Source organism: Microbispora sp. NBRC 16548 (genome assembly GCF_030268985.1).
Classification (GTDB): Bacteria; Actinomycetota; Actinomycetes; order Streptosporangiales; family Streptosporangiaceae; genus Microbispora; species Microbispora catharanthi.
On record NZ_BSSF01000017.1, the window covers coordinates 89,045 to 110,375 of the forward strand.

Genomic DNA, 21,331 nt, shown 5'->3' on the forward strand with positions numbered 1-21,331 from the left:
GCGCAGGCCCCTTCCCGCGCCCGGGAAGGGGCCTGCGCAGTCCGGATGCCGGCTTCCGCCGGGCTCCCTCACGCGACGGCGGCGGCAGCCCAGAGACCGTCGATCGCCTGCTCCGCCGCCGCGAGGCTCTTGTCGGCCAGCGGAATCAGCTCGGTCATCGACGGTGTGACGTAGGCGAGGGTGAGCTCGGCCGTGATGAAGCGGGGCCGCAGGCCCGTCATGGAGAGGCCGTGCGGCAGCCACGGCTCCGCGTGGTCCCATCCCTCGCGGGGTGTCCCCGCCCCGTAGCCGCCGCCGCGACTCGCGAGGACCAGGAGGTCACGCCCTCCCAGCAGGCCCTCGCCCGTCGCGGGGTCGTACGACAGTCCGGGGGCGATGAGGTGGTCGACCCAGGACTTGACGGCGCTGGGCGCCCCGAAGTTGTAGAGCGGGAGCCCGAGCACGATCGTGTCGGCCTGCCTCACCTCGCCGACCAACTGTTCCGTCAACCTCCACGATGCCGCCTGGGCCGCGGTGTGCTGCTCCCGCGGGACCATCCGGGCCAGGCCACTGTCCTGGTCGAGATGCGGGAGCGGGGTGCTGCCCAGGTCGCGGTAGGTGACGGTGCCCCCGGGATGCGTGGCGCGCCAGGCGGCGACGGCCCTCGCGGTGAGCTTGCGGCTGACGGAACGCTCGCCCTGGATGCTCGTGTCGATGTGCAGCAGATGGGACATTTCCTCGCCTTCCACAGATAGTTTGTGTTGGGTCAATGATTAGCCTCCCGTCTATCGCAGGTCAAGTCGGCTAGAGTTGGACCATGGCGTCCCTGCCCGTCGTCAACCAGCCGGTGCACCGGTGCGGCGCGCTGCTCGACCACCTCGCGCGCCGTCTGCGTCTACGTTCCGAGTCGGTGCTCGCGCCGCTCGGCCTGCGTCCCCGCCACCTCGTCGCCCTCACGGTGCTGCGGGACCGCGGCGGCAGCACCCAGCAGGCGCTCGCGAGCACGCTGGAAATGGACGGGACCAATGTCGTCGGGCTGCTCAACGACCTGGAGGCCGAGAAGCTGATCGAGCGGCGGCGGTCGCCGGAGGATCGCCGCAGGCACCTCGTCGAACTCACCGAAGCCGGCGCGAAGCGGCTCGCGAAGGCCGAGTTCGCGCTGGCGGCGGTCGAGGACGAGGTGCTCGGTGCGCTCGACCACGACCAGCGTGAGACTCTCTACGGCCTGCTCCAGCAGGTGGCCGGCGGCAGCGCGGAGGCCTGCGCCGAAGTGGCCGCCTGCGACGAAGTCCCACCCTGCTGAGGGCGGCAGGGCCGCCTGCCTCCAGCAAAAGATCGCAAGATCTGGAAGTACGTACTAATCTATGTTCTTACTATGAAGGACGTAGATACCTATGAGAACGATCCGGACGGCTTCCTTTACGACCCGCGAGCCAGGGCGGCGATGGCGTGGATCGCCGGTGACGACGGTGATCTGCCCGCGTTCGAGGCGAGCGCGGCCGTCCGCACCGCCTATCACGCCGTCGAGCGCCTCCGCTCCCACGGCTCCGAGGGCAGAGGAGTCAGCGCGGGCGCTCTCGACCTGCTGATCCGGCTCGCCGCGAGCGAGCGGGGGATCAGCATCGGCGAGCTCGCCCGGGCCGCCGGGGTCAGCTCCCGCAACGTCACCGGCCTGGTGGACACCCTCGAACGCGACGGGCTGGTCCGCCGGGTCCCCGACCCGAGTGACCGGCGTTCGGTCCTCGCCGAGATCACCCCGGCCGGCCGGGCGTGGATCGACGACTTCCGCAAGCCGTCGAGGCTCGCCATGAAGGCGCTGTTCCAGGGGTTCGCGCCCGAAGAACTGGTCGTCCTGCGCGACCTGTGCCTGCGCCTGGCCGCCAACCAGCAGCGCCTCTCCGCCCACCTCCGTCAGATCGGATCCCAGCCGTGAACGCCACGCAGGAACAGACGCGCCGCGCCGTACGCGGGTATCACGAGGCCCGTTTTCGCGGGGACGCGACCGCCGCCGCGGCACATCTGGGGGAGCCCTTCCGGTTCCAGAGCCCGTTCTTCAGTTCCGACGACAGGGCCGGGCATCTGGCGACGTTGCCGGGGTTCGTGTCGATCGTGACCGGGGTGGACCTCATCAGCGAGCTGTACGGCGAAGCCGAGGCGACGCTCGTGTACGACGTGCACACCGCGACGCCGGCCGGCACGCAGCGCACGGCCGAGCACTTCCGCCTGGACGACGGCACAATCGTCTCGATCATGCTGGTGTTCGACGCCTCGCCCTGGCAATCGATGCGCGCCGAGATCGAGCCGTGACCACCAGGTCGCCTGTGGTGAACCCGCGGGGCCCCGGGCACGAAGGACCCCGCGGGAGTACGGGTCAGCCGTTGACCTCCAGGGCCACGCGTACGGCCGACTCCAGCGCGCCCTCGATCCAGGAGTGCTTGAGCGAGGTGTGCTCGCCGGCGAAGTGCAGCGGGCCCTCGGGGACGGCGATGGCGGGGTGGACCTCGGTCATCTGGCCGGGCGTGAAGACCGCGGCCTCGCCGAAGGCGTAGCGGTTGCGCATCCAGCTCTGGGTCTGGCCGCGGCCGGTGTAGAACTCCGCGATGCGGTCTCCGTACACCTCCTGGAGCCCGCGCAGCGCGTAGCCGTACCGTTCCTCGTCGTCCATCGAGTCCCAGCGGGTCGCGTCGTCGGCCCACGAGTAGCTGGCCAGCACGACGCCGCCCTCGCTGCCAGGCACGGGGTGCGAGGGGAAGTAGATGAACCGGTTGGCGTTGTCGCAGACCGACCCGCCGCCCATCGTGTGCGCCACGGGCCCGGGCCGGTAGCGGCCGCCGAGCTCGCGCTTCCAGTCCTCCTCGGTGAACTCCCACCAGCGCCTGCGGAACTCCAGCAGCACCTTCGTCGCGGAGTCGTAGTGCAGTTCCATGATCGAGCGGCGCTTACGGTAGGACATGGCCGGCGCGATCTCGACGTGGCGCAGCGCGGAGAACGGGACCGTGATGATCGCCACGTCTCCCTCGAACGTCTCCCGCGGCGTCTGCCGGGTGAACTCCGACTCCGTGCTGCCCGCCTCGCTGACCGTCGAGATGCGCACGCGCCGTCCGGACGTCTCGATCCGTACGGCCCTGCGGTCCATGCGGATCTCGTCGCGCAGGCCCGGCTCCAGCGCGTACGGCAGCTCCCTGCTGCCACCGGTCATCTCCCAGTAGGTCACGGCCGGGTTCACGAGGCTGCGGGTGAGGAACGTGTGCATGAACGACAGCGGCAGCCGGGAGGTGAGGTTCTCCAGTGTGCCGATGGCGTCGATCGCCTCGTCGCCGAGCTTCGCGTGCTCCTTGAGGTAGGCGTACATCGAGTAGCCGTCGAAGTCGTACAGCAGCCGGGCCCATCCCTCGATCTGCTCGGGCAGCGGCTTGTCGATCCGCTTGTCGCCTCTGCGTACGGAGAAGTAGTCTCTCGCCGGGTCCAGGGCGGTGTCGAGGATCTCGGCAGCGGTCCGGTCGTCCCTGAGGCCGAACGACGCGTTGATCCTGCGCGGATCCCTCGCGTACTCGTCACGCCGCTGGGTGATGCCGTTGACGTGGATGAACGTGTGGTTCACGCGCGGGGGCGCCGTGAAGGCGCCCTTGGACGGGCCGGAACGCCACTCCTGTCCGGTGTACGAGGTGTATACGACCGGCGGCACCGGTCCGCGGGGGACGGCGCCGGGCGGCACGTCGACGTTGTAGAAGGGCCGGCGCGTGATCCCCAGCTTGTCGATGAGCGCCAGCGTCAGCGGGTGGAAGTCCGGGATGCGCATGGCCCCCGCTTCGGCGTACTGCCGCCTGTCCCGGAAGCCTGTCTGGAAGGTCTTGATCCGGCCGCCGATCCGGTTGCCGTTGGCCTCGATGACGGTGACGTGGTGCCCGGCCCGCTTCAGCAGCGTCGCCGCCACCAGGCCGGAGATCCCGGCCCCGACGATCAGGACCTTCTTGGGCGCGCGGGTCCTGGGCAGGCCGTTGTCGATGAGCACCTGCAGGTATCGGTGCTTGAGGTCGTTGCCGTCCCTGTCGACGAGCAGGTGGTCGCGCGCCACCTGAAGACAGGTCTGCCAGCGCTCTCCCGCGTACGGCGCGCGCGCCGCCGAGGCGGGGGCCGTGCCCAGGGACGGACTCATGACCGATCCCACCGCGCCCAGCCCGGCCAGCTTGGCGAATCCCCGACGGTCGATTGAGACCACGAACTCCTCCTCCGCGAGTCGATTACGGAGAGTGAGTTTCGGGGTCAAGGTCATACGACGGCACGCGACGCGCCGGGGTCGGGCAACTGGTGTCCCAGGCAATGGTCAAGACGAGGGCGTGTCGTCCAGCATTCGTTCCCAGAACACCTCGTCATGCCATGCGCCGTCGAGGAAGATGTGGGCGTGGGCGATCCCCCAGGGGCGGAAGCCGTTGGCGCGCAGCACCCGCTGCGAGGCCAGGTTGTCCATCCGGGTGTGCGCCTCGGCGCGGTGCAGCCCGAGCTCCTCGGTCATCACGGTGAGTATCTGACTGACCGCCCGGGTCGCGTGCCCCCGGCTGTCGAAGGCCGAGGCGACCCAGTAGCCCAGGAAGCCCTTCCGGAAGGGGCCGCGCAGGATCGTGCTCACGGTCACCTGACCGACGACCTCGCCGCCCGCGAGGATGACCGCCGGCCAGCGCTCGCCCCGGTCGTGCTCGGCGAGCAGCGTCTCGATGCGCCGGCGCTGCCCGGCCGCCGTGTAGAACTCGTCCGGCTGGGCCGGTTCCCAGGCGGCGTACGCCCGCCTGTCGCGGGCGCGGTGCGCCGCGATCACCTCGGCGTCGTCCACCCGGATGAGCCGGATCGTGGTGTCCTGGTCCGCCATGCGGTCGTTGCCTCCGCTCGTGTACCGTCCGCGCTGCCGGGCGATCGTATCCCTGCCGGTGTCGTCCGGTGGGCCGGGAAAGTCACGGCTGGACCGGTTCAAGCCGTCTCTCTAGCATTGGCCCGTGCGGCTGAACGTCCTCGGTCCCATGGAACTCGTCGTGGCCGGGCAGGCCGTGCCAGCCGGTCCGCCCAAGCAGCGAGCGCTCCTGGCCCTCCTCGTGATGAACGCCGATCGGGTGCTCCCGGCGGACGTGCTGGCCGACCGGCTCTGGGGCGGCAGCCCGCCCGCGAGCGCCCAGGGCAGCCTTCAGGTGTACGTCTCCAACCTGCGCCGCCGCCTGGAGCCCGGCCGGAAGGCGGGGGCGCCGGCCACGGTCCTGGTCAGCGCGGCGGACGGGTACGGCCTGATGACCGGCGAGATCGGCCTCGACACGCGGGACTTCGACGCGCTCGTGTCCACGGGGTCGGGACACCTGGACGAGGGGCGGCACGAGCAGGCGGCGGCCGTGCTCACCGAGGCGCTCGCCCTGTGGCGGGGCGACGCGTACGCCGACGCGCGGTCCGAGGAGTGGGCGCGGCCGGAGATCGCCCGCCTGGAGCAGCTCCGGCTCGACGCGGTCGAAGGGCTGGCGGGGGCACTGCTGGAGCTGGGCCGCCACACGGACGTGGTCGCGCGGCTCGAACCGTTCGTGCACGACCACCCGCTGCGGGAGCGGGCCTGGGAACTGCTCGCGCTGGCGCACTATCGGTCGGGCCGTCAGGCGGCGGCGCTGGAGTGCTTGCGCAGGGTGCGCGAGGTGCTGGCGGGCGAGCTGGGCATCGATCCGGGGCCCCGGCTGCGCGAGCTGGAGACCGCCGTGCTGCGCCAGGACGCCGCGCTGACCGCGGCGGCACGGCCCGCGGCGGCGAGACCCGCCGCGCCGCCCCCACGACGGCCCGGCCCCGCGCGACGCGCGGACGACGGGCCGTTCGTGGGACGTGAGAGCGCGCTGGAGTTCCTGGCCGGCGCCGTGAAGGCGGCAGCCACGGCCCGGCAGGTCGTGCTCGTGGACGGCGAGCCGGGTGTGGGCAAGACCAGCCTGCTCAGGAGGTTCCGCGCGACCGCCGGCGTCCCGGTGGGATGGGGATCGAGCCCCGACCACGAGACGGCGCCGGCCCTGTGGCCGTGGGAGCAGGTGCTGCGCGACCTCGCGGACGCGGCACCCGGCGCCGTCCTGCCCGAGGAGGTCCGCACGTTCCTGTCGGGCGGGGTGGAGGCGATCCCGGCGTACGACGCGCAGGGGGCGCGGCTGCGGTTCTTCGAGGCGGTCGGGGCGTTCCTGGCCGATCTCGGCCCGGTGGCCGTCGTCCTGGAGGACGTCCACGCAGCCGACGACGCGACGCTGCGCCTGCTGGTCCACGTCGCGTCCACCGCGCGGCCGGGCCTGCTTGTCGTGGCCAGCTTCCGGCGGCACGAGGCGTCGGTGCTGACCGCCACCCTGTCGGCGCTGTCCCGGCTCGGCGCGCGCAGGCTGGGGCTCGACGGGCTCGCGACCGAGGAGGTGCGCGCGCTCGTGCGGGAGCTGTCCGGCCGCGACCCGGGCAGCAGGAAGGCCGGGGAACTGCGCGGCCGCACCGGGGGGAACCCGTTCTTCCTCGCCGAGCTGGCCCGGGCGGGCGAGGAGCTGCCGCAGGGTGTGCTCGACGTCGTGCTGCATCGGGTGGCCGGGCTGGGGGAGGAGACGGCCGCCCTGCTGGAGCTGGCCGCGGTCGCGGGCGACGAGTTCGAGGCGCGGGTCATGGCCGAGGTCGCCGGGCGCGACCTGGGCGACCTGGTGCCGTCGCTGGACGCGGCGCTGGCGGCCGGTCTGATCCGAGAGTCGGGCGCCAGACTGGGTGGGTACGTGTTCGCGCACGCCCTGGTGACCGACGCGTTGCTGTCGCGCCGCTCCCGCCTCTGGCGGGCGGGCGTGCACGCGCGGCTGGCCGGCGTGCTCACCCGCGCGTACGGCGATCGGGACGACCAGGCGGCGACCATCGCGCGGCACTGGCTGGCGGCGGCCGAGCTGGGCCCGCAGCCGGCCCGCATGGCGATGGACTATGCCGCCCGTGCCGCGCGTGCGGCCATGCGCAGGCACGCGCTCGACGACGCGGCCACCTCATGGCAGGAGGCGCTGGCGGCGGCCGAGCTCGCCGGGGCGGAGGCGGCCGAGCGGTTCGAGCTCGCGGTCGGCCTGGCGGACAGCCGCTACGCCGCCGGGCGGTACGACGAGGGCTACGAGGCGATCGAACAGGCGCTGGCCCTCGCCGGAGACGACCTGGAGCAGGCCGTCAGGGCCGCCGACATCGCGATGGGGCACGGTGTCTGGGTTCCCTTCCGGCATGGCCTGGACGTGCGCGTCCTGCGCGAGTCGATGGACCGCGCCGTGCGCGAGCTGCCGCGAAACGCCTCCGCCTGGGCGTCCGCGCAGGCCGTGCGGGCCGTCGTGCTGGCCCAGACCGGCGGCGAGGACCAGGTCGACCGGGTCTCGTCGCAGGCCGTGGCGGCGGCGGAGCGACTGGGCGACCCCATGCTGCTGCGGCGCGTGCTCCACCTGCGGTTGCTCGCCATGCAGGGGCAGGACTTCATCGACCAGCTGGCCGAGACCTCGCGGCGGCTGCTGGCGGAGCCGGATCTGTCGTCCCAGTTGCAGGTGATCGCACAGCTCCACCTCGTCGCTCATCTCGTCGAGTACGGCCGGGTGGCGGAGGCGCGCGAGTTGCTGACGGAGACCGACGCGCTGCTGCGCGGCCTGCACAACCCGACGCTGGCGCTGCAGGCGGCGATCGCGCACGTGGGGCTCGACCTGTTCCAGGGCGTGCCGGAGCCGACCCGCCACTTCGAGCCCGTCAGGGCGACGTTGTCCTTCTCCGACCTCGCGTACTTCGAGGTGGGCATGCTCGCCGTGCGGGCCGAGACGCTCCTGCAGGAGGACCGCCTCGGCGCGGAAGTGGAATGGATCGAGGAGATGTTCCGGCGTACGGGCCTGGCGGGGCTCGCCTACGTCCTGGCGTACGCGCTCGCGGACCTGGGCGAGCGTGAGCGTGCTCTGCGGCTGCTGCGTGAGACCCCTCCCCCGCCGCGCGACTACCACTGGGCGATGGCCACCATGTGCCGGCTGCACGCGGCGATCCGGCTCGGCGAGCTGGACGTCGTGCGGGAGGTCTACGACGCGTTCCGTCCCTTCGCCGGCCTGCTGCACGTGAACGGCACCTGCACCACTGTCGACGGGGCGTACGACGGCCACTTGGGCGAGGCGCTGCTGGCGCTGGGGGACCGTGCGGGAGCGCGGGCCCATCTGCGGGAGGCGGTGCGCGTCCTGGAGGAGGCGGGCGCGGGCTACTGGCTGTCAAGGGCCCGACAAGCCCTCGACAAGTGCTCATAAGGGCAGGAAACGCACGCTGTTCCCACACAAGTGAGGGAGCAGATGATCACACAAGAACACCTCGCCGGTTTCCTGCTGATGCACGCCGGCTTCCGGGCGGAGTTCGGCCGCCTCGCCGAGGCGTGCCGCGCCCCCCGGGACCGCGAGCACGAGGAACTCCTGGAGGAGCAGCTCGCACTCCTGCTGGAGATGCTCCACGCCCACCACACCCACGAGGACACCACGCTGTGGCCCACGCTCGTCGCCCACGCCCCCGAGGCGGGGGACGCGCTGGCCGAGCTGGAGTCCGAGCACGCCGTGCTCGACCCGCTCGTGGCGGTCGCCGCCGACCGCGCGGCGCCCCTGCCGGAGCGCGTTCCCGCTCTGCGGCGGCTGCACGAGCTGCTCAACGAGCACCTCGACCACGAGGAGCGCACGGCCGTGCCGCTGATGCTGCGGCACCTCACACCCGACGACATCGAGGCGGACAAGCGCAAGGCGATGGCCGACTTCGGCCGCCGCGTCCCGACCGTCTTCGGGTGGCTCGTCTCCAGCGCCGACCCCGCCCTGCTCACGGCCGCGTTCGCGGACCTGCCGGTCGTGGCCCGGCTGATGTTCCGCCTGTTCTGGTGGCCCGCCTACCAGCGGCGGTTCGCCCGGCTGTACGGCGCGTCCATCTCTCTGCCCGCACCCCTGGAGTCATGATGACCACCCTGACCACCTGGCCGCGCGAGGCCGCCGAGCTGTTCGGCCGCGCCGTCGTCTGCGAGTACGCCTCGCTCACCCGGGACGGGCGGCCCGTCACCTGGCCGGTGACGCCGTACGTCGGCGCGGGCGGCACGCTCGACGTGAGCACCGGCCTCACTTATCCCGACAAGGCGGAGCGGGCCCGCCGCGACCCGCGCGTCGCCCTGCTGTACTCCTCCGCCGAAGGCAGCGGCCTCGACCGGCCGCCCGTCGTCCTCGTGCAGGGCCGGGCCGCCGTACGCGACGCCGATCTGCAGGCCAACACCGACAGGTATGTCCGGGAGTCCCTGGCCAAGGCGGGCTCCGGGTTCGCCGGGATGCCGTGGTTCCTGACGAAGCGGCTGGCGTGGTACTTCGCCCGCGTCTACGTGGAGGTGACCCCGGAGCGGATCGTCTGGTGGCCCGAGGGCGACCTGTCCGGGACACCGGAGGTGTGGACCCGGCCCGGTGAGGCGGCCGCGCCCGTCTCCGACCCCGCTCCGAACGGCCCCCGGCTGCCGAGCCGGTCCGTCGCGCCGGCCGACTGGCGGCCCTTCGCCGGTCGCGCGGCCCGCCTGGGCGAGCCCGTCGTCACCCTGGTCGACGCCGGCGGCATGCCGCTGGCCGTGCGCACCCGCTCGGCCGTACGCACCGAGGCGGGGTTCGACCTGCTGCTGCCCGCGGGTGTCGAAGCCGTCGCGGGGCCGGTGTGCCTCACCTTCCATCGGCACGGCCCGGGCGTGGAGTGGCAGGAGAACGTGGTGCTCGTCGGCACCGCGACGGGGGAGGGCGACCGGCTGAGCGTACGGGTCGAGCGGGCCCTGAACGACTGGAGCCTCGCCGGGAGCAGTCGCGAGCGGTTCCGGTCGTTCCTCGGACACGGCAGCCTGCTCAGGAAGCGCCTGAAGGCCGAGGCCGCCCGCCGCGGCCAGCCCGTCCCCAGCGTCCGCCGCCCCCGCACCTGATCTACGTACGGCAGCATGGTGAGGTGGCAGAAGGATCGCAGCTGTGGCGTAACCGGGATTTCTCCGTGTTCTGGGCGTCCCAGACGCTGTCGGTCGCGGGGGACTCGTTCGCCCTCATCGCCGTTCCCCTGCTCGTGCTGCACGTGACCGGGTCGGTCGCGCAGATGGGCCTGCTGACCGGCCTGGCGAGCGCCGCGTCGGTGGCGGCGGGGGTCTTCGCCGGGGTCCTGGTCGACCGGCTCGACCGCAGGCGCCTGCTGATCTGGTGCGATGTGGCGAGGATGGCGCTGTATGGCATCGTCCCGGTCGCCTGGGCCTTCGGGCCGAAGGTCTGGCTGCTCTACGTGGTCCTGCCGCTCAGCGAGGCGATCGGCATGGTCTTCCAGGTCGCGTACGTCACGGCGGTGCGGGGCCTGGTCGACGCGGACCGGATCACCGAGGCCAACGGGCGGCTGGGCGCCACCGCCGCTGCGGCGGGGGTCGGCGGGCCGCTGCTGGCCGGGGTGGTGGCGGGCTGGTTCGGCCCCACGGCCGCCGTCGCGATCAACGCGGCCAGCTTCGGGGTCTCCGCGCTGGGCGTCCTGCTGATCCGGCTCAGGCGGCAGCCGGTGCCCTCGCCCTCGCCGGAGGAAGCACGGGGGCCCTGGCACGAGCTGCTCGCCGGGGCCCGCTTCCTGTGGCGGCAGCCGGTGCTGCGTGCCCTGACCGTCCTGCTGTCGTTCTTCATCTTCCTGACCCTCGGGCTGACCGACGTGCTGATCTATCACCTCAAGCACGACCTCGGCCAGTCCGACGGCGCCGTGGGGGTGGTGCTCGCGGTCGCCGCGCTGGGCACCGTCGCCGGCTCGCTCCTCGTCGGTCCCGTACGCCGCAGGCTGGGGTTCGGCGCCTCCTGGATCGGGGCGATCGCGGTCGCCGGGCTCGCCGTCATGGGGCTCGGCGTGTCCACCGGTGTCCCCGTCGCCGGGGCGACGGCCGCCGCCTACCTCGCCTGCGTCAGCGTGGCCGGGATCTGCTCGATGTCGCTGCGCCAGCAGGTCACCCCCGACCACCTGCTGGGCAGGGTCACCTCGGCCTTCTGGACGATCCACTTCTCGCTGGGCCCGGCGGGGGCGGCCGTGCTGACCTGGGGCGCGCAGCGCCACGGGGTCGAGGTGGTCTGCCTGCTGGCCGGGGCGGCCTGCCTGCTGATCGCGGTCGCCGCGTTCTTCACGCCCATCCGCCAGCAGAACCCGGAGCTGTCCGGCGCCACCGGCTGACGGCTCACGTCCTGCGGCCCGGCCCGGACGGCTCCCAGTCGACCAGGCGGCGGACCAGGTCCACCGCGCCCGCCAGCGTCTCCCGCTCGGCGGGGGACAGCGTGTCCTCGATCGCCTCCGCGAGCCAGTCGGCCCGCCGGGCGCGCACCTGTTCCAGGGCGTCGAGCCCGGCGGCGGTCAGCGAGACGGGGGCCTTGCGGCCGTCGACGGGATGCGTGCCGCGCTCGGCGAGCCCCTGGTCGATCAGCTGGCCGACGGTGCGGGCCATCGACTGCGGGCGCACCCGCCGGGCGGCGGCCAGTTCGCTGGTGGTCATCGGGCCCTGCCGGCCGAGCAGGCCGATCACCGCGGTGATCCCGGGAGGCATCGGGTCGTCCTCGCGCACCCGCCTGACCAGTTGCCCGACCACGAGCCGCAGCTCGGCGGCGACCTCGGACGCGTCCCTCATGGGCTCAGCGTAGCCGAGATGTACAGCCTTGCTGGCAATCTATTCAGCATGGCTGTACAGTTCGGCTGTCTATCTATGAAGGAGCTCGCATGCCCGTCACGCTGCTCGACGACCGTACGGCCGTCGTCCTGATCGACCTGCAGAAGGGGATCACCGCTCTGCCCACCGCGCATCCGGCGGCCGAGGTCGTCGCCAACGCCGCCCGGCTCGCGGGGGCCGCCCGCGAGCGGGGCCTTCCGGTCGTGCGGGTGCGGGTGGCGTTCTCCCCCGACGGCGGTGACGTGCTGCGGGCCCGGACGGACGCGCCCGGGCCCGCGATCGCACCCGCGCCGGACTTCGCCGAGTATGACGAGCGCGTGCCGGACGGGCCGACCGACATCGCGATCACCAAGCGCGGCTGGGACGCCTTCCACGGCACCGAGCTCGACCTGCAACTGCGCCGCCGGAAGATCGCGGGGATCGTGCTGGCGGGGATCTCCACCAGCATCGGCGTGGAGTCCACCGCGCGCGGCGCCCGGGAGCGGGGCTACGAGATCGCGGTGGCCTCCGACGCGGTCACCGACCTGGTCGCCTCGGCCCACGAGAACGCTCTCGGGGTGATCCTGCCGCGGATCGCGCAGATCGACACGACCGAGTCGATCATCGCCGCCTTCGTCTGATCCGCCCAGCGCGGAGCGCGCCGAAAGACTCAGCGCGGAGCGCGCCGAAAGACTCAGCGCGGAGCGCGCCGAAAGACTCAGCGCGGAGCGCGCCGAAAGACTCAGCGGGCCGGGCCGAAGGCGGAGGCCAGGGCAGTACGCAGGGTGTCGCGCTCCTTCGCGTCCGGGTTGGGGGAGTCCGACGCCCAGGCCACGTAGCAGTCCGGGCGCACCAGCAGCGCGGTGGGGAGGCCTTCCCGGCCCGTCTTCGCGGTGACGAGGTCCACCCGGTCGCGCCGGCCGTCGAGGGCCCCGGCGAGCGCGGCGTCCGGCGTCAGGTCGATGAGCAGCGGCCGGGCGGTCCTGGTCAGCTCGGCCAGCCGTACGGAGCCGGTCTCCGTCTCCAGCACCAGGTCGGGGGCCGGGCGCCCGGTGAGGGGGTGGGTTCCCTCGAGGTCATACCTGATGTCCGCCCCGGACATCATGTCCGCGATGTGCTTGGTGGTCCGCTCGTCGCGCAGCAACTCGGTGAACAGCACGCGCAGCGCCGTGACCTCAGGCCCGGGGGCGATGAGCGCCGACTGCGCCTGCGTGTGCATGACCACGCGTTCGGCTGCCGGCCGCCGCTCGGTCTCGTACGTGTCGAGCAGGCCGGGCGGGGCCCAGCCGTGGATCTCGGCGGCCAGCTTCCAGCCCAGGTTGACCGCGTCCTGGAGGCCCAGGTTGAGGCCCGGACCGCCGATCGCGCTGTGGACGTGCGCGGCGTCGCCAAGCAGCAGCACCCGGCCGTTCCTGAAGCGCTCGGCGAGGCGGGTGTTGCCGCCGCTCAGGCGGCGCAACTGGTGCGGGCCAGGGCTCTCGGGCGGGCCGAACGGCAGGTCGACGCCGAGCACCCGGCGCACGCTCTCCCTCAGCTCGTCCAGGGTCATCGGCTCGTCGCCGCCGTCCTGGTTCCACTCGGTGGCGTTCACGAGCGTTCCGGTGGGGAATGGCGCGTACACGAACATGCCGTGGTCGGTGCGGTGGTGCATGAACGGGGGGATCGGTCCGTAGCCGGGCACGTTCAGCCCGCCGGTGACCGGGTCGATCAGCTCGGCGGGCAGGGTGACGTGCGCGCCGCGGGAGACCGAGTCGTCCCTGGTCACCCCGGGAAAGCCGATGCCGCACAGCTTGCGGGTGACGCTGCGCCCGCCGTCCGCGCCGACGAGGTGGCGGGTTCGCAGCCGATAGGGCCCCTCGGGCCCGGCGATCTCCGCGGTGACGCCGTCCTCGTCCTGGGAGAGCCCGGTCAGCTCGTGTCCCCGGCGGATCTCCACGCCGAGTTCGAGGGCACGCTCCTCCAGCACCTGCTCGATCCGGCGCTGCGGCACCTGCAGGCCGTACATCGGATTGTCGTCGAGCCTGCTCAGGTCGAGGGGCATCGCGCCGAACACGAAGGCAGGGGCCGGCCGGGGCGGCTCGGAGCTGCCGCTCAGTCGTTCGTACAGGCCGCGCCGGTCGAGGGCGCGTACGACCTGGCCGACCAGTCCGTTGGCCCGGTTCTCCTCCGTACGCCCGGGCAGGCGTTCCAGCACGATCGGCCGCACTCCGGCCAGGCTCAGCTCGCAGGCGAGCATCAGCCCGTTCGGTCCGGCTCCGGCGATCACGACGTCGGCGGTCATGGCGGTCCTCCTTGGGGATTCGGCGGTCATGGCGAATGGAAGGCGTGGCGAATGGAAGGCGTGGCGAATGGAAGGCGTGGCGAATGGAAGGCGTGGCGAATGGAAGGCGTGGCGGGCGGAAGGCATGGCGGGTGGAAGGCATGGCGAATTCGCGGCATGGCGGATGACGGGACGGCGCGGGTGCTTACCGCGCCTCGTGTCAGGGCGTGAAAGGCCGAGCGGCGTGCCGGCGTGGCACGTCACCTCGCGAGTTCGGGAACGCCCCCGCGGGAGCGTCCATCCGTCAGGGCTCGGGCAGTCCGGCGGAGAGCCGGTCGAGCGCGTCCTCGATGAGCGGTCTGACGGGCACCGGCGGATCGGCCCGCAACCACTGGTCCATCGCCACGCGGATCGCTGCCCCGGCCGCGCCCGCCACCAGGCGCGGGTAGAGATCGCGGGCGACGTCGGTGCCGGTCCGCTCGGCGATGGCCGCGGCCAGCTCGTCCTCGGCGATGGCGTTGGCCTTGAGCATCTCGCCCTGCAGCGAGGGCTCGCTGACCATGAGCCGGATGCCGGTCTGCCACTGCTGGTCCGGCTGCCTGGCGTCGTAGCTCGCGCCCATCGCGAGCTGGGTGACTACGGCGATCTTGATGGCCTCCCACAGGGGCTCCGACGCCGGACGGCGGCGCAGCTCCTGTGCGATCAGGCGGGCGCGTTCGAGGTGCCTGGCGGCGATCGCCTCGCCCTTGCTGGAGAAGTAGTTGTTGAAGGTGCGCGGAGCCACGCGCGCCTCCGCGGCGATGTCCTCCACGCGTACGTTCTCCAGCCCGCGCTCCACGGCGAGCCGGATCGCCGCCCAGCTCAGCGCGATGCGCGTCTCCTGCTTCTTGCGCTCGCGCAGCCCCGGACGCTCGCCTTCCCTGCTCATATGGACCACCATACAACTACGTGCGTGCGACGCAAAGATGCGTGACCCGTAAATTTGCGTAAGGCGCACTTTTTCTGCGCCCGGTGGGCGGGGGCTCTAGTCGCCGGCGCCGGTCAGGCGGATGAACTCCTCCAGGGAGAACCGGCCGTCGGCGTCCACGTCGGCGTCCCGGTCGAGCGCGCCGATCGCCTCCGGCGGCAGGTCGGGAAAGTACGACCGCAGCTCCGCCTCGGTGATGAAGCCGTCGCCGTCGCCGTCGATCGCCTCGAATTCACGCTTGAGGGTCTCGAACCGCTCGTGGCTGAGATCTTGAGTCACAAGGACCTGCCTTCGCACCGGGGGAGGACACCAGACAACCTATGCCGTACGGCGCGAAAGATCGATGGCAGGCCAGCTTTGCGAACGGCGGCCTCAGCGGCTCACGGCGGTCTCCCGCTCCACATGCGACAGCTTCTCGGGATTGCGCACGTGGTACACGCCGGTGACGTAGCCATTCTCGAGCAGCCCCGGGCCGCCGTTGATCTGTACCGGCTCGACCGACCTGTCGGCGTCGCGCCGCCACCAGCCGACGGCCAGCAAGCGAGCCACCTGGCCGACCCCCACGAGGGGCCGAAGCAGGGCGTGTTTGATTCCGCCGCCGTCCCTCAGGGCGACGACGTCCGGCGCGAGGATGTCGAGCAGGCTCTGCAGGTCGCCGGTTTCGACCGCTCGCTGGAAGGCCTGGAGTGCGGCTCGGGTCTCGGCCGGAGAGGCCATGCCGCGTGGCCGGCGCGCGGCGACGTGCGCCCGTGCCCGGTGGGCGATCTGGCGGACCGCGGCCTGGCTCTTACCGACGGCATTGGCGATCTCGTCGTAGTTCAGGTCGAAGACCTCACGCAGCACGAACACCGCCCGCTCGGTCGGTGCGAGCGTCTCCAGCACCAGCAGCATCGCCATCGAGACGCTGTCGGCCAGCTCGACGTCCTCGGCCACGTCGGGCGTGGTGAGCAGCGGCTCGGGCAGCCAGGGGCCGGCGTAGGACTCCCTGCGGCGGCTGAGCGTACGCAGCCGGTCCAGCGCCTGCCGAGTGACGATCCGCACCAGAAAGGCGCGTTCCTCCCGCACGGTGTCCAGATCGACGCCCGCCCATCGGAGCCAGGTCTCCTGCAGGACGTCCTCGGCGTCGGCTGCCGAGCCGAGCATCTCGTAGGCGACGGTGAACAGCAGGTTGCGGTGGGCGACGAACGCCTCGGTGGCGGAATCCACGGCGTCCACGGGGCTGGGACGCCACGTCGTCGACGTCCTCGCTGAACGGGGCTACCAGGTCGTTCCGATGTCCCGAGCCACCGGCGTGGACGTCATCACCGGTGAAGGCCTCGCCGAGGCGCTCACGGGGGTCGACGTCATCATCGACGTCGCGTCGTGGCACGCCTCAGAACAGGAGGCGGCGACGGAGTTCTTCCGCACGTCTGCCCGCAACCTGCACGAGACCGGCCGGAAGGCGGGAGTCCGCCGGATCGTCATCGCATCCATCATCGGCATGGACAAGGCCACCGCCGGTTTCGGCGTCGCCAAGCAGGTGCACGAGGAGCTCAACCTGTCCGGCCCGCTGCCCGCTCGCATTCTGCGGGCCGCGCAGTTCCACGAATTCGTCGGTCAGCTCCTGGACTGGCAGCAGGGCGAGGTCGCCTACATCCCGAACTGGCCCAGCCAGCTCGTGGCCTGCCGCACCGTGGCCGAGGAGCTGGTCGACCTGGCCGCCGACCCGGACGCCCCCGCCCAGCCCGCTCCCGGAACGCCGATCCCCGAGATCGCCGGGCCGCGCAAGGAGATCGTGTCCGAGGCGGCCGGGCTCCTCGGCGCCCGCCGGGGCATCGAGGTCGTCGGCGTCGACAACCCCGGCCTGCCCGATGCCGAGTACGCCGCCGGCGGCGGCCTCCTGCCCAGCCCTCACGCCAAGCTCGCCGGCCCCACCTTCCAGGAGTGGCTCGACACCCAACCCTGACACGGACGGAGCCGTCCGGGCATCCAGCGCTCCCCAGGCAGCGGTCCCGCCCGCGAGGGTCAGGTCGTGGCGCGGACCACCAGGCGCGTGGGGAGGACGACGGAGCTGGTGTGGCGGCCGTCGAGGCGGGACAGGAGCAGTCGCGCCAGGGCCAGGGCCTGGTCCGCGGCGGGCACCCGGACGGTGGTGAGCGCCGGGGTCGTGCAGGAGGCGGCGTGGATGTCGCCGAAGCCGACGACCGCCAGGTCTTCCGGCACCCGCAGCCCCTTCTCACGCGCCGCTTCCATCGCGCCGATCGCCAGCTCGTCCGAGGTGGCGAACACGGCGTCCAGGTCCTGGTCGCCGGACAGCAGCTCGCGGGCCGCGGCGGCGCCCGACCCGCTGTCCAGGCCGGCGAGCGCGATCACCGGCCGCAGTCCGTCCTCGTGGAGCGTGGCCAGGTGCCCGGCGAGGCGGTCCTGTACGGCGACGAGGTCCATGGGGCCGCAGATCACCCCGATGCGGCGGCGGCCCCGGTCGAGAAGGTGCCGGGTGGCCTCCCTCGCGCCGCCCGCGTTGTCCACGTCCACGTGCGGCACAAGGGAGGCGATCGCGGGCTTGCCGAGCAGCACGACCGGCACCCCGGTGCGGGCGAGCCGCTCGGTGAGCGTGTCCGGGCCGTCCGGGGGGACGAGCACGACCCCGTCGACCTGCCGCGCCTCCACGTGCCGGATGATGCGCCGATGGCTCTCGGCCGTGTCGGCGAGCATGAGGGTGATCTGCTTGCCGGCTCCTTCCAGGACGCTGGTGACGTACTGAACCACGGCGGAGGTCAGCGCCTCGCCGCCGTGCCGGGGGACCGACAGGACGAGCGCGACCGAGTCGGTCCGCCGGGTGACGAGGCTCCTGGCGGCGGCGTTGGGCACGTAGCCCAGCTCCTGTACGGCGCGCAGCACCGCGGCGCGTACATCGGGGCTGACCCGCGCCTCCCCGTTCACGACCCGTGAGACCGTGGCCCGGGAGACGCCCGAGCGGGCGGCGACGGTCTCGAGGGTGGGCCGCTTCGGCCGCTCCGCGCCGAGCCCGTTGCGCTTGATGACGTCGCGATACCACAGCGCGCTGTCCTTGAGCAGCCGCCGCTGGGTGGTGAAGTCGACGTGGACGATGCCGAACTTGCGCCGGTAGCCGTCCGCCCATTCGACGCAGTCGAGCAGCGACCACAGCAGGTAGCCGCGGACCCGGGCGCCCTCGTCGATCGAGGTCCGCAGGGCCCGCAGGTGCTCCTCGACGAAGCTGATCCGGTCGACGTCGTGGATGCCGTCGCCGGTCACGACGTCCTCGAAGTCGGCGCCGTTCTCGGTGATCATCAGTTCGGTCTCGGGATACTCCTCGGACAGGCGCCGCAGGAGCAGGGACAGGCCGCTCGGCATGATGGGCCAGCCCATCGCGGTGACGGCCGTGGGCACGCTGCAGAACAGGACGCCCTCGCTGCCCGGGAAGGCCGGGTCGGCCGGGGCGCTGGGCTGGGCCTGCACCGCGATGGGGGTGTAGTAGTTGACCCCCAGCAGGTCGATGGGCCGCCCGATGACGTCGAGGTCCCCGTCGCGGATGTGGCCGAGCCCGGCGGTCTTCTCGATCAGGGGCAGCAGCTCGGCGGGGTAGCGGCCACGCAGCAGCGGCTCCAGGAACTGCCGGTTGTGCAGGGCGTCGATCCTCGCCACCGCCTCGGCGTCCTCTTCGGGGATGCCGGTGGACATGTCCCCGAGCTGCGCGGGGGTGAGGACGGGGGAGAGGTTCAGCACGACGCCGGCCCTGGCGGCGCCCTGCGCGCGCAGCGCCTCCAGGCCGAGCCCGTGCGCGAGCAGCATGTGGTGGGCGCTGACGAAGGCGTCGGCCGCCGACCGCAGGCCCGGGGCGTGCACCCCCGAGCCGTGGCCGAGGAAGGCGGCGACCCACGGCTCGTTGAACGTGAACCAGGTGTCCACGCGGTCGCCGATCCTGTCGTACACGACGCGGGCGTAGTCGGCGAAGCGGCGGGGCACATCGCGCGAGGTCCACCCCCCGCCGTTCTGCAGCGCCTGCGGCAGGTCCCAGTGGTACAGCGTCGCGTACGGCGCGATGCCCGCCTCCAGCAACTCGTCCACGAGCCTGTCGTAGAAGTCGAGCCCCGCGCCGTTGACGCGGCCGTGGCCCTCCGGCAGCACCCGTGGCCAGCTGACCGAGAACCGGTAGGCGGCGATGCCCAGGTCCTGCATCAGCCGGACGTCCTCCGGGTGGCGCGCGTAGTGGTCGCAGGCCGGGTCGCCGTACGCCCCACCCGCGAAGGCGTCCCAGATGGAGGGGCCCCGGCCGTCGCGGTCGGTGGCGCCCTCGATCTGGAACGCGGACGTGGACACTCCCCAGACGAAACCCTCTGGGAACAACGCGGTGCGCATCTACGCGAAACCCCCGGTGACTCGGTGAGCGCTCAGTCTGCCGCGTCGCGCGCCGGACCCGCCACTCAGACGGCCGCCGCCGGTCCCGGCCGGTGAGACGCGCCCGGCGCGGCGAAGGCGGGGTTGGGGCGGGTCGTCGGCACATAATGAAGGGCGATGGATACGGAGAGTGACCAGCGCGCCGATCGGGGGATCGACGTCAGCGTCGTCGTCCCGGCGTACAACCGCCGGGCGTCACTCGACCGTTGCCTCACCTCGCTGCTCGTGCAGCGGGTCGCCAAGGAGATCATCGTGGTCGACGGCGGCTCGCGGGACGGAACCCGCGCGCTGCTCGGCCTCTACGCCGCGCACCACCCCCGGCTGATCACCGTGATCCGGGACGCCCAGCCCGGCACGCCCGGTGGCGCCCGCAACCGCGGACTGGAACGAGCGGCCGGCAGATACGTCTTCTTCTGCGACGCGGGGGACCACCTCGCCCCCGACGCGCTGGCCCGCCTGGTCGCCGCGGCCGACGGGAACGGCGCCGACGTCGTCGTGGGGAAGGTCGCCGGGGCGCGCCAGGGATTGCGGGAGAGCGCCGGCAGGGCCTCCTTAACGGCCGTCTACGATGACCTGTCCTGCTTCAAGCTCTTCCGCCGGGACTTCCTGGAACGGCACGCCATCCGCTTCGACGAGACGCAGCGGCGCGGAGAGGACATGACCTTCGCCGTCCACGCGTACTGCCACGCGCGGGTGATCTCGGTGGTCGCGGACGGCGACTGCTACCACGCGGAGGGCGGGGGTGAGGCGTCCGCGCGGGATCCGCTCGGCTGGCTGCGTGTGGTCCGCACGCCCATCGAGGTCATGGCGCGGCACGTGCCGCCCGGCGCGCTGCGCGACCGCCTGCTCCTGCGGCACCTGCGCCGCGACGTGCTGGCTCAGCTCGGGGTGCCGTTCCTGGCGGCCGGTGAGGCCGAACGCGAGAAGATCGCCGTCGAGGTGGCCGACATCTGCGGCCAGTGGCTGACGCCGGGCGTGCGCGCCGGTCTCGACGGCGTGGACGCCGCCCGCGTCGCCGCGCTCGACGACCCCGACCGGCTCGTACGGCTCGCGCTCGTCGAGGCGGCGCCGCTGCGGCATCGGCTGACCGGGATCGAGTGGCGGGGCGACCGCCTGGTGATCGAAGGGTGGGCCGCCCTCGCCCGGACGGACGGCGTAGCGGACAGCACGGGGGTGACCGGCGCCGCGCTGACCGGCGCCGCGCTGACCGGCGCCGCGCTGACCGGCACTGTGGGCCTGGTGTTGCGCGAGCGCATGTCGCGTGAGGAGCGCGTGCCCTCCGTGACCCGTGGCGGGACCGGCGCCGCCGGATCCTTCACCGCCGTGCTCGACGTGGCCGCGCTGCCGCCCGGAGTGTGGGACGTCCACGTGGCCGTCGAGTGCGAGGGCGCGCGCAGGCTCGCCCGGCTCGGCTCCCGCCGCGAACCCGGCGCCGGCGTTCCACCCGCCCATCTGGTGGGCGGGGTCGTCGCGGTGCCCTTCCTCACCCGGTCGCACGGCCACCTCGGCCTCGACGCCGGGGGGCACGTCGTCCGGGTTCCCGCCGTCGTACGGCTGACGCGGGCGTGGTGGCGGGGCAGGCGGCTGCGGGTCGAGGGACAGGCGCTGGTGGGCGAGGAGGCCGCCGCCGCGGCCGTACGGCATCTGATCTGGCGCGAGCGGGCGTCGGGGCGGGAACACCGTGCGCGGGCGGTGGCGGTCGGGCCACGGGAGTTCGCGGCCGAGACGGCCGGCCTGCGGCCCGGCACCTGGGACGCCTACCTCGAACTCGTCCTCGGCGGTCCTCCGGTGCGCTTCCCGGTCAAGGTCGCCGACGCGGACGCGCTGGGCCGGCCCCTGCGGTGGTGGTGCGGCGCGCTGAGATGGGGAGTGGCGCAGTGGACCGTCCGGCCGTACGCCACGGCGGTCAACCGGCGGCTCAGCGTGTCGGTGCGGGTGGCGACCCCGTTGACCGTGGTCAGGCGGATGGTCAGGATCCTACGGCAGCACTAATTGCGAATCATTTGCAACTACAACCCGGTGCTCTAAAGTGGGAGGAGATTCGCCCGTTTCGAAGGGGTTA

19 protein-coding genes are annotated in these 21,331 nt (G+C 72.7%); 10 read left to right on the plus strand and 9 right to left on the minus strand.

From position 1 onward, the window contains the following. Positions 1-68: 68 nt before the first annotated feature. Complete coding sequence (locus tag QSK36_RS35750) at positions 69-713, minus strand: FMN-dependent NADH-azoreductase (RefSeq protein ID WP_183534140.1); 645 nt, start codon at positions 711-713, stop codon at positions 69-71. Between the two features lie 83 nt (positions 714-796). On the opposite strand from QSK36_RS35750, the gene QSK36_RS35755 reads away from it, so the two are divergent. The 3 genes from QSK36_RS35755 to QSK36_RS35765 all read left to right on the plus strand — a co-directional run bounded on the left by QSK36_RS35755 (position 797) and on the right by QSK36_RS35765 (position 2,286). Continuing rightward, entirely contained in the window at positions 797-1,282 is a 486-nt protein-coding gene (locus QSK36_RS35755) for a MarR family winged helix-turn-helix transcriptional regulator (RefSeq protein ID WP_183534142.1), read from the plus strand. Between the two features lie 72 nt (positions 1,283-1,354). Beyond that, entirely contained in the window at positions 1,355-1,912 is a 558-nt protein-coding gene (locus QSK36_RS35760) for a MarR family winged helix-turn-helix transcriptional regulator (protein WP_285785445.1), read from the plus strand. Further along, entirely contained in the window at positions 1,909-2,286 is a 378-nt protein-coding gene (locus QSK36_RS35765; protein ID WP_285785446.1) for a hypothetical protein, read from the plus strand. Before QSK36_RS35760 ends, QSK36_RS35765 begins: the two co-directional genes overlap by 4 nt. 64 nt (positions 2,287-2,350) lie before the next feature. Here the strand turns inward: QSK36_RS35765 and QSK36_RS35770 are convergent, their stop codons facing one another. Next, positions 2,351-4,198: a flavin monoamine oxidase family protein gene (locus QSK36_RS35770; protein ID WP_221263390.1), complete on the minus strand. Its 1,848-nt coding sequence runs from the start codon at positions 4,196-4,198 to the stop codon at positions 2,351-2,353. A 105-nt stretch (positions 4,199-4,303) separates the two neighbouring features. Then, positions 4,304-4,945, minus strand: coding sequence for a GNAT family N-acetyltransferase (locus tag QSK36_RS35775; RefSeq protein WP_285785447.1), 642 nt, complete (start codon positions 4,943-4,945; stop codon positions 4,304-4,306). 22 nt (positions 4,946-4,967) lie between these two features. Between QSK36_RS35775 and QSK36_RS35780 the strand changes: the two genes are divergently transcribed. The 4 genes from QSK36_RS35780 to QSK36_RS35795 are packed head-to-tail and all read left to right on the plus strand — an operon-like array spanning position 4,968 to position 11,178. Beyond that, positions 4,968-8,249, plus strand: coding sequence for an ATP-binding protein (locus QSK36_RS35780; RefSeq protein ID WP_285785448.1), 3,282 nt, complete (start codon positions 4,968-4,970; stop codon positions 8,247-8,249). 42 nt (positions 8,250-8,291) lie between these two features. Further along, the gene (locus tag QSK36_RS35785) at positions 8,292-8,933 is read left to right on the plus strand and encodes a hemerythrin domain-containing protein (RefSeq protein ID WP_183534150.1); all 642 of its coding nucleotides are present in this window, start codon (positions 8,292-8,294) and stop codon (positions 8,931-8,933) included. After that, positions 8,930-9,919, plus strand: coding sequence for a pyridoxamine 5'-phosphate oxidase family protein (locus QSK36_RS35790; RefSeq protein WP_183534152.1), 990 nt, complete (start codon positions 8,930-8,932; stop codon positions 9,917-9,919). Before QSK36_RS35785 ends, QSK36_RS35790 begins: the two co-directional genes overlap by 4 nt. A gap of 23 nt (positions 9,920-9,942) precedes the next feature. Then, on the plus strand, positions 9,943-11,178 hold the full coding sequence (locus QSK36_RS35795) for an MFS transporter (protein WP_285785449.1): 1,236 nt from the start codon (positions 9,943-9,945) through the stop codon (positions 11,176-11,178). A gap of 4 nt (positions 11,179-11,182) precedes the next feature. Here QSK36_RS35795 and QSK36_RS35800 read toward each other — a convergent pair whose 3' ends face one another. Continuing rightward, positions 11,183-11,626, minus strand: coding sequence for a MarR family winged helix-turn-helix transcriptional regulator (locus QSK36_RS35800; protein ID WP_285785450.1), 444 nt, complete (start codon positions 11,624-11,626; stop codon positions 11,183-11,185). 89 nt (positions 11,627-11,715) lie between these two features. On the opposite strand from QSK36_RS35800, the gene QSK36_RS35805 reads away from it, so the two are divergent. Continuing rightward, on the plus strand, positions 11,716-12,285 hold the full coding sequence (locus QSK36_RS35805) for an isochorismatase family protein (RefSeq protein ID WP_285785451.1): 570 nt from the start codon (positions 11,716-11,718) through the stop codon (positions 12,283-12,285). A 101-nt stretch (positions 12,286-12,386) separates the two neighbouring features. Here QSK36_RS35805 and QSK36_RS35810 read toward each other — a convergent pair whose 3' ends face one another. From QSK36_RS35810 to QSK36_RS35825, 4 genes are all read right to left on the minus strand, one after another. Next, positions 12,387-13,925, minus strand: a complete 1,539-nt coding sequence (locus QSK36_RS35810; protein ID WP_285785452.1) for an FAD-dependent monooxygenase — start codon at positions 13,923-13,925, stop codon at positions 12,387-12,389. A 283-nt stretch (positions 13,926-14,208) separates the two neighbouring features. Beyond that, positions 14,209-14,832, minus strand: coding sequence for an acyl-CoA-like ligand-binding transcription factor (locus QSK36_RS35815; RefSeq protein WP_183534160.1), 624 nt, complete (start codon positions 14,830-14,832; stop codon positions 14,209-14,211). Positions 14,833-14,928: 96 nt separating this feature from the next. Next, the gene (locus QSK36_RS35820) at positions 14,929-15,150 is read right to left on the minus strand and encodes an EF-hand domain-containing protein (protein WP_183534162.1); all 222 of its coding nucleotides are present in this window, start codon (positions 15,148-15,150) and stop codon (positions 14,929-14,931) included. A 93-nt stretch (positions 15,151-15,243) separates the two neighbouring features. Next, positions 15,244-16,014: a sigma-70 family RNA polymerase sigma factor gene (locus QSK36_RS35825; RefSeq protein ID WP_502883406.1), complete on the minus strand. Its 771-nt coding sequence runs from the start codon at positions 16,012-16,014 to the stop codon at positions 15,244-15,246. Between the two features lie 49 nt (positions 16,015-16,063). Between QSK36_RS35825 and QSK36_RS35830 the strand changes: the two genes are divergently transcribed. Beyond that, positions 16,064-16,816, plus strand: coding sequence for an SDR family oxidoreductase (locus QSK36_RS35830; protein ID WP_285785454.1), 753 nt, complete (start codon positions 16,064-16,066; stop codon positions 16,814-16,816). A 59-nt stretch (positions 16,817-16,875) separates the two neighbouring features. Here QSK36_RS35830 and QSK36_RS43620 read toward each other — a convergent pair whose 3' ends face one another. After that, complete coding sequence (locus QSK36_RS43620) at positions 16,876-19,230, minus strand: GH1 family beta-glucosidase (protein WP_352241502.1); 2,355 nt, start codon at positions 19,228-19,230, stop codon at positions 16,876-16,878. Between the two features lie 156 nt (positions 19,231-19,386). Here QSK36_RS43620 and QSK36_RS35845 point away from each other — a divergent pair, with 156 nt between their 5' ends. Next, a complete protein-coding gene (locus QSK36_RS35845; RefSeq protein ID WP_285785455.1) occupies positions 19,387-21,261 on the plus strand; it encodes a glycosyltransferase family 2 protein in 1,875 nt (624 codons plus the stop codon). Positions 21,262-21,331 lie beyond the last annotated feature (70 nt).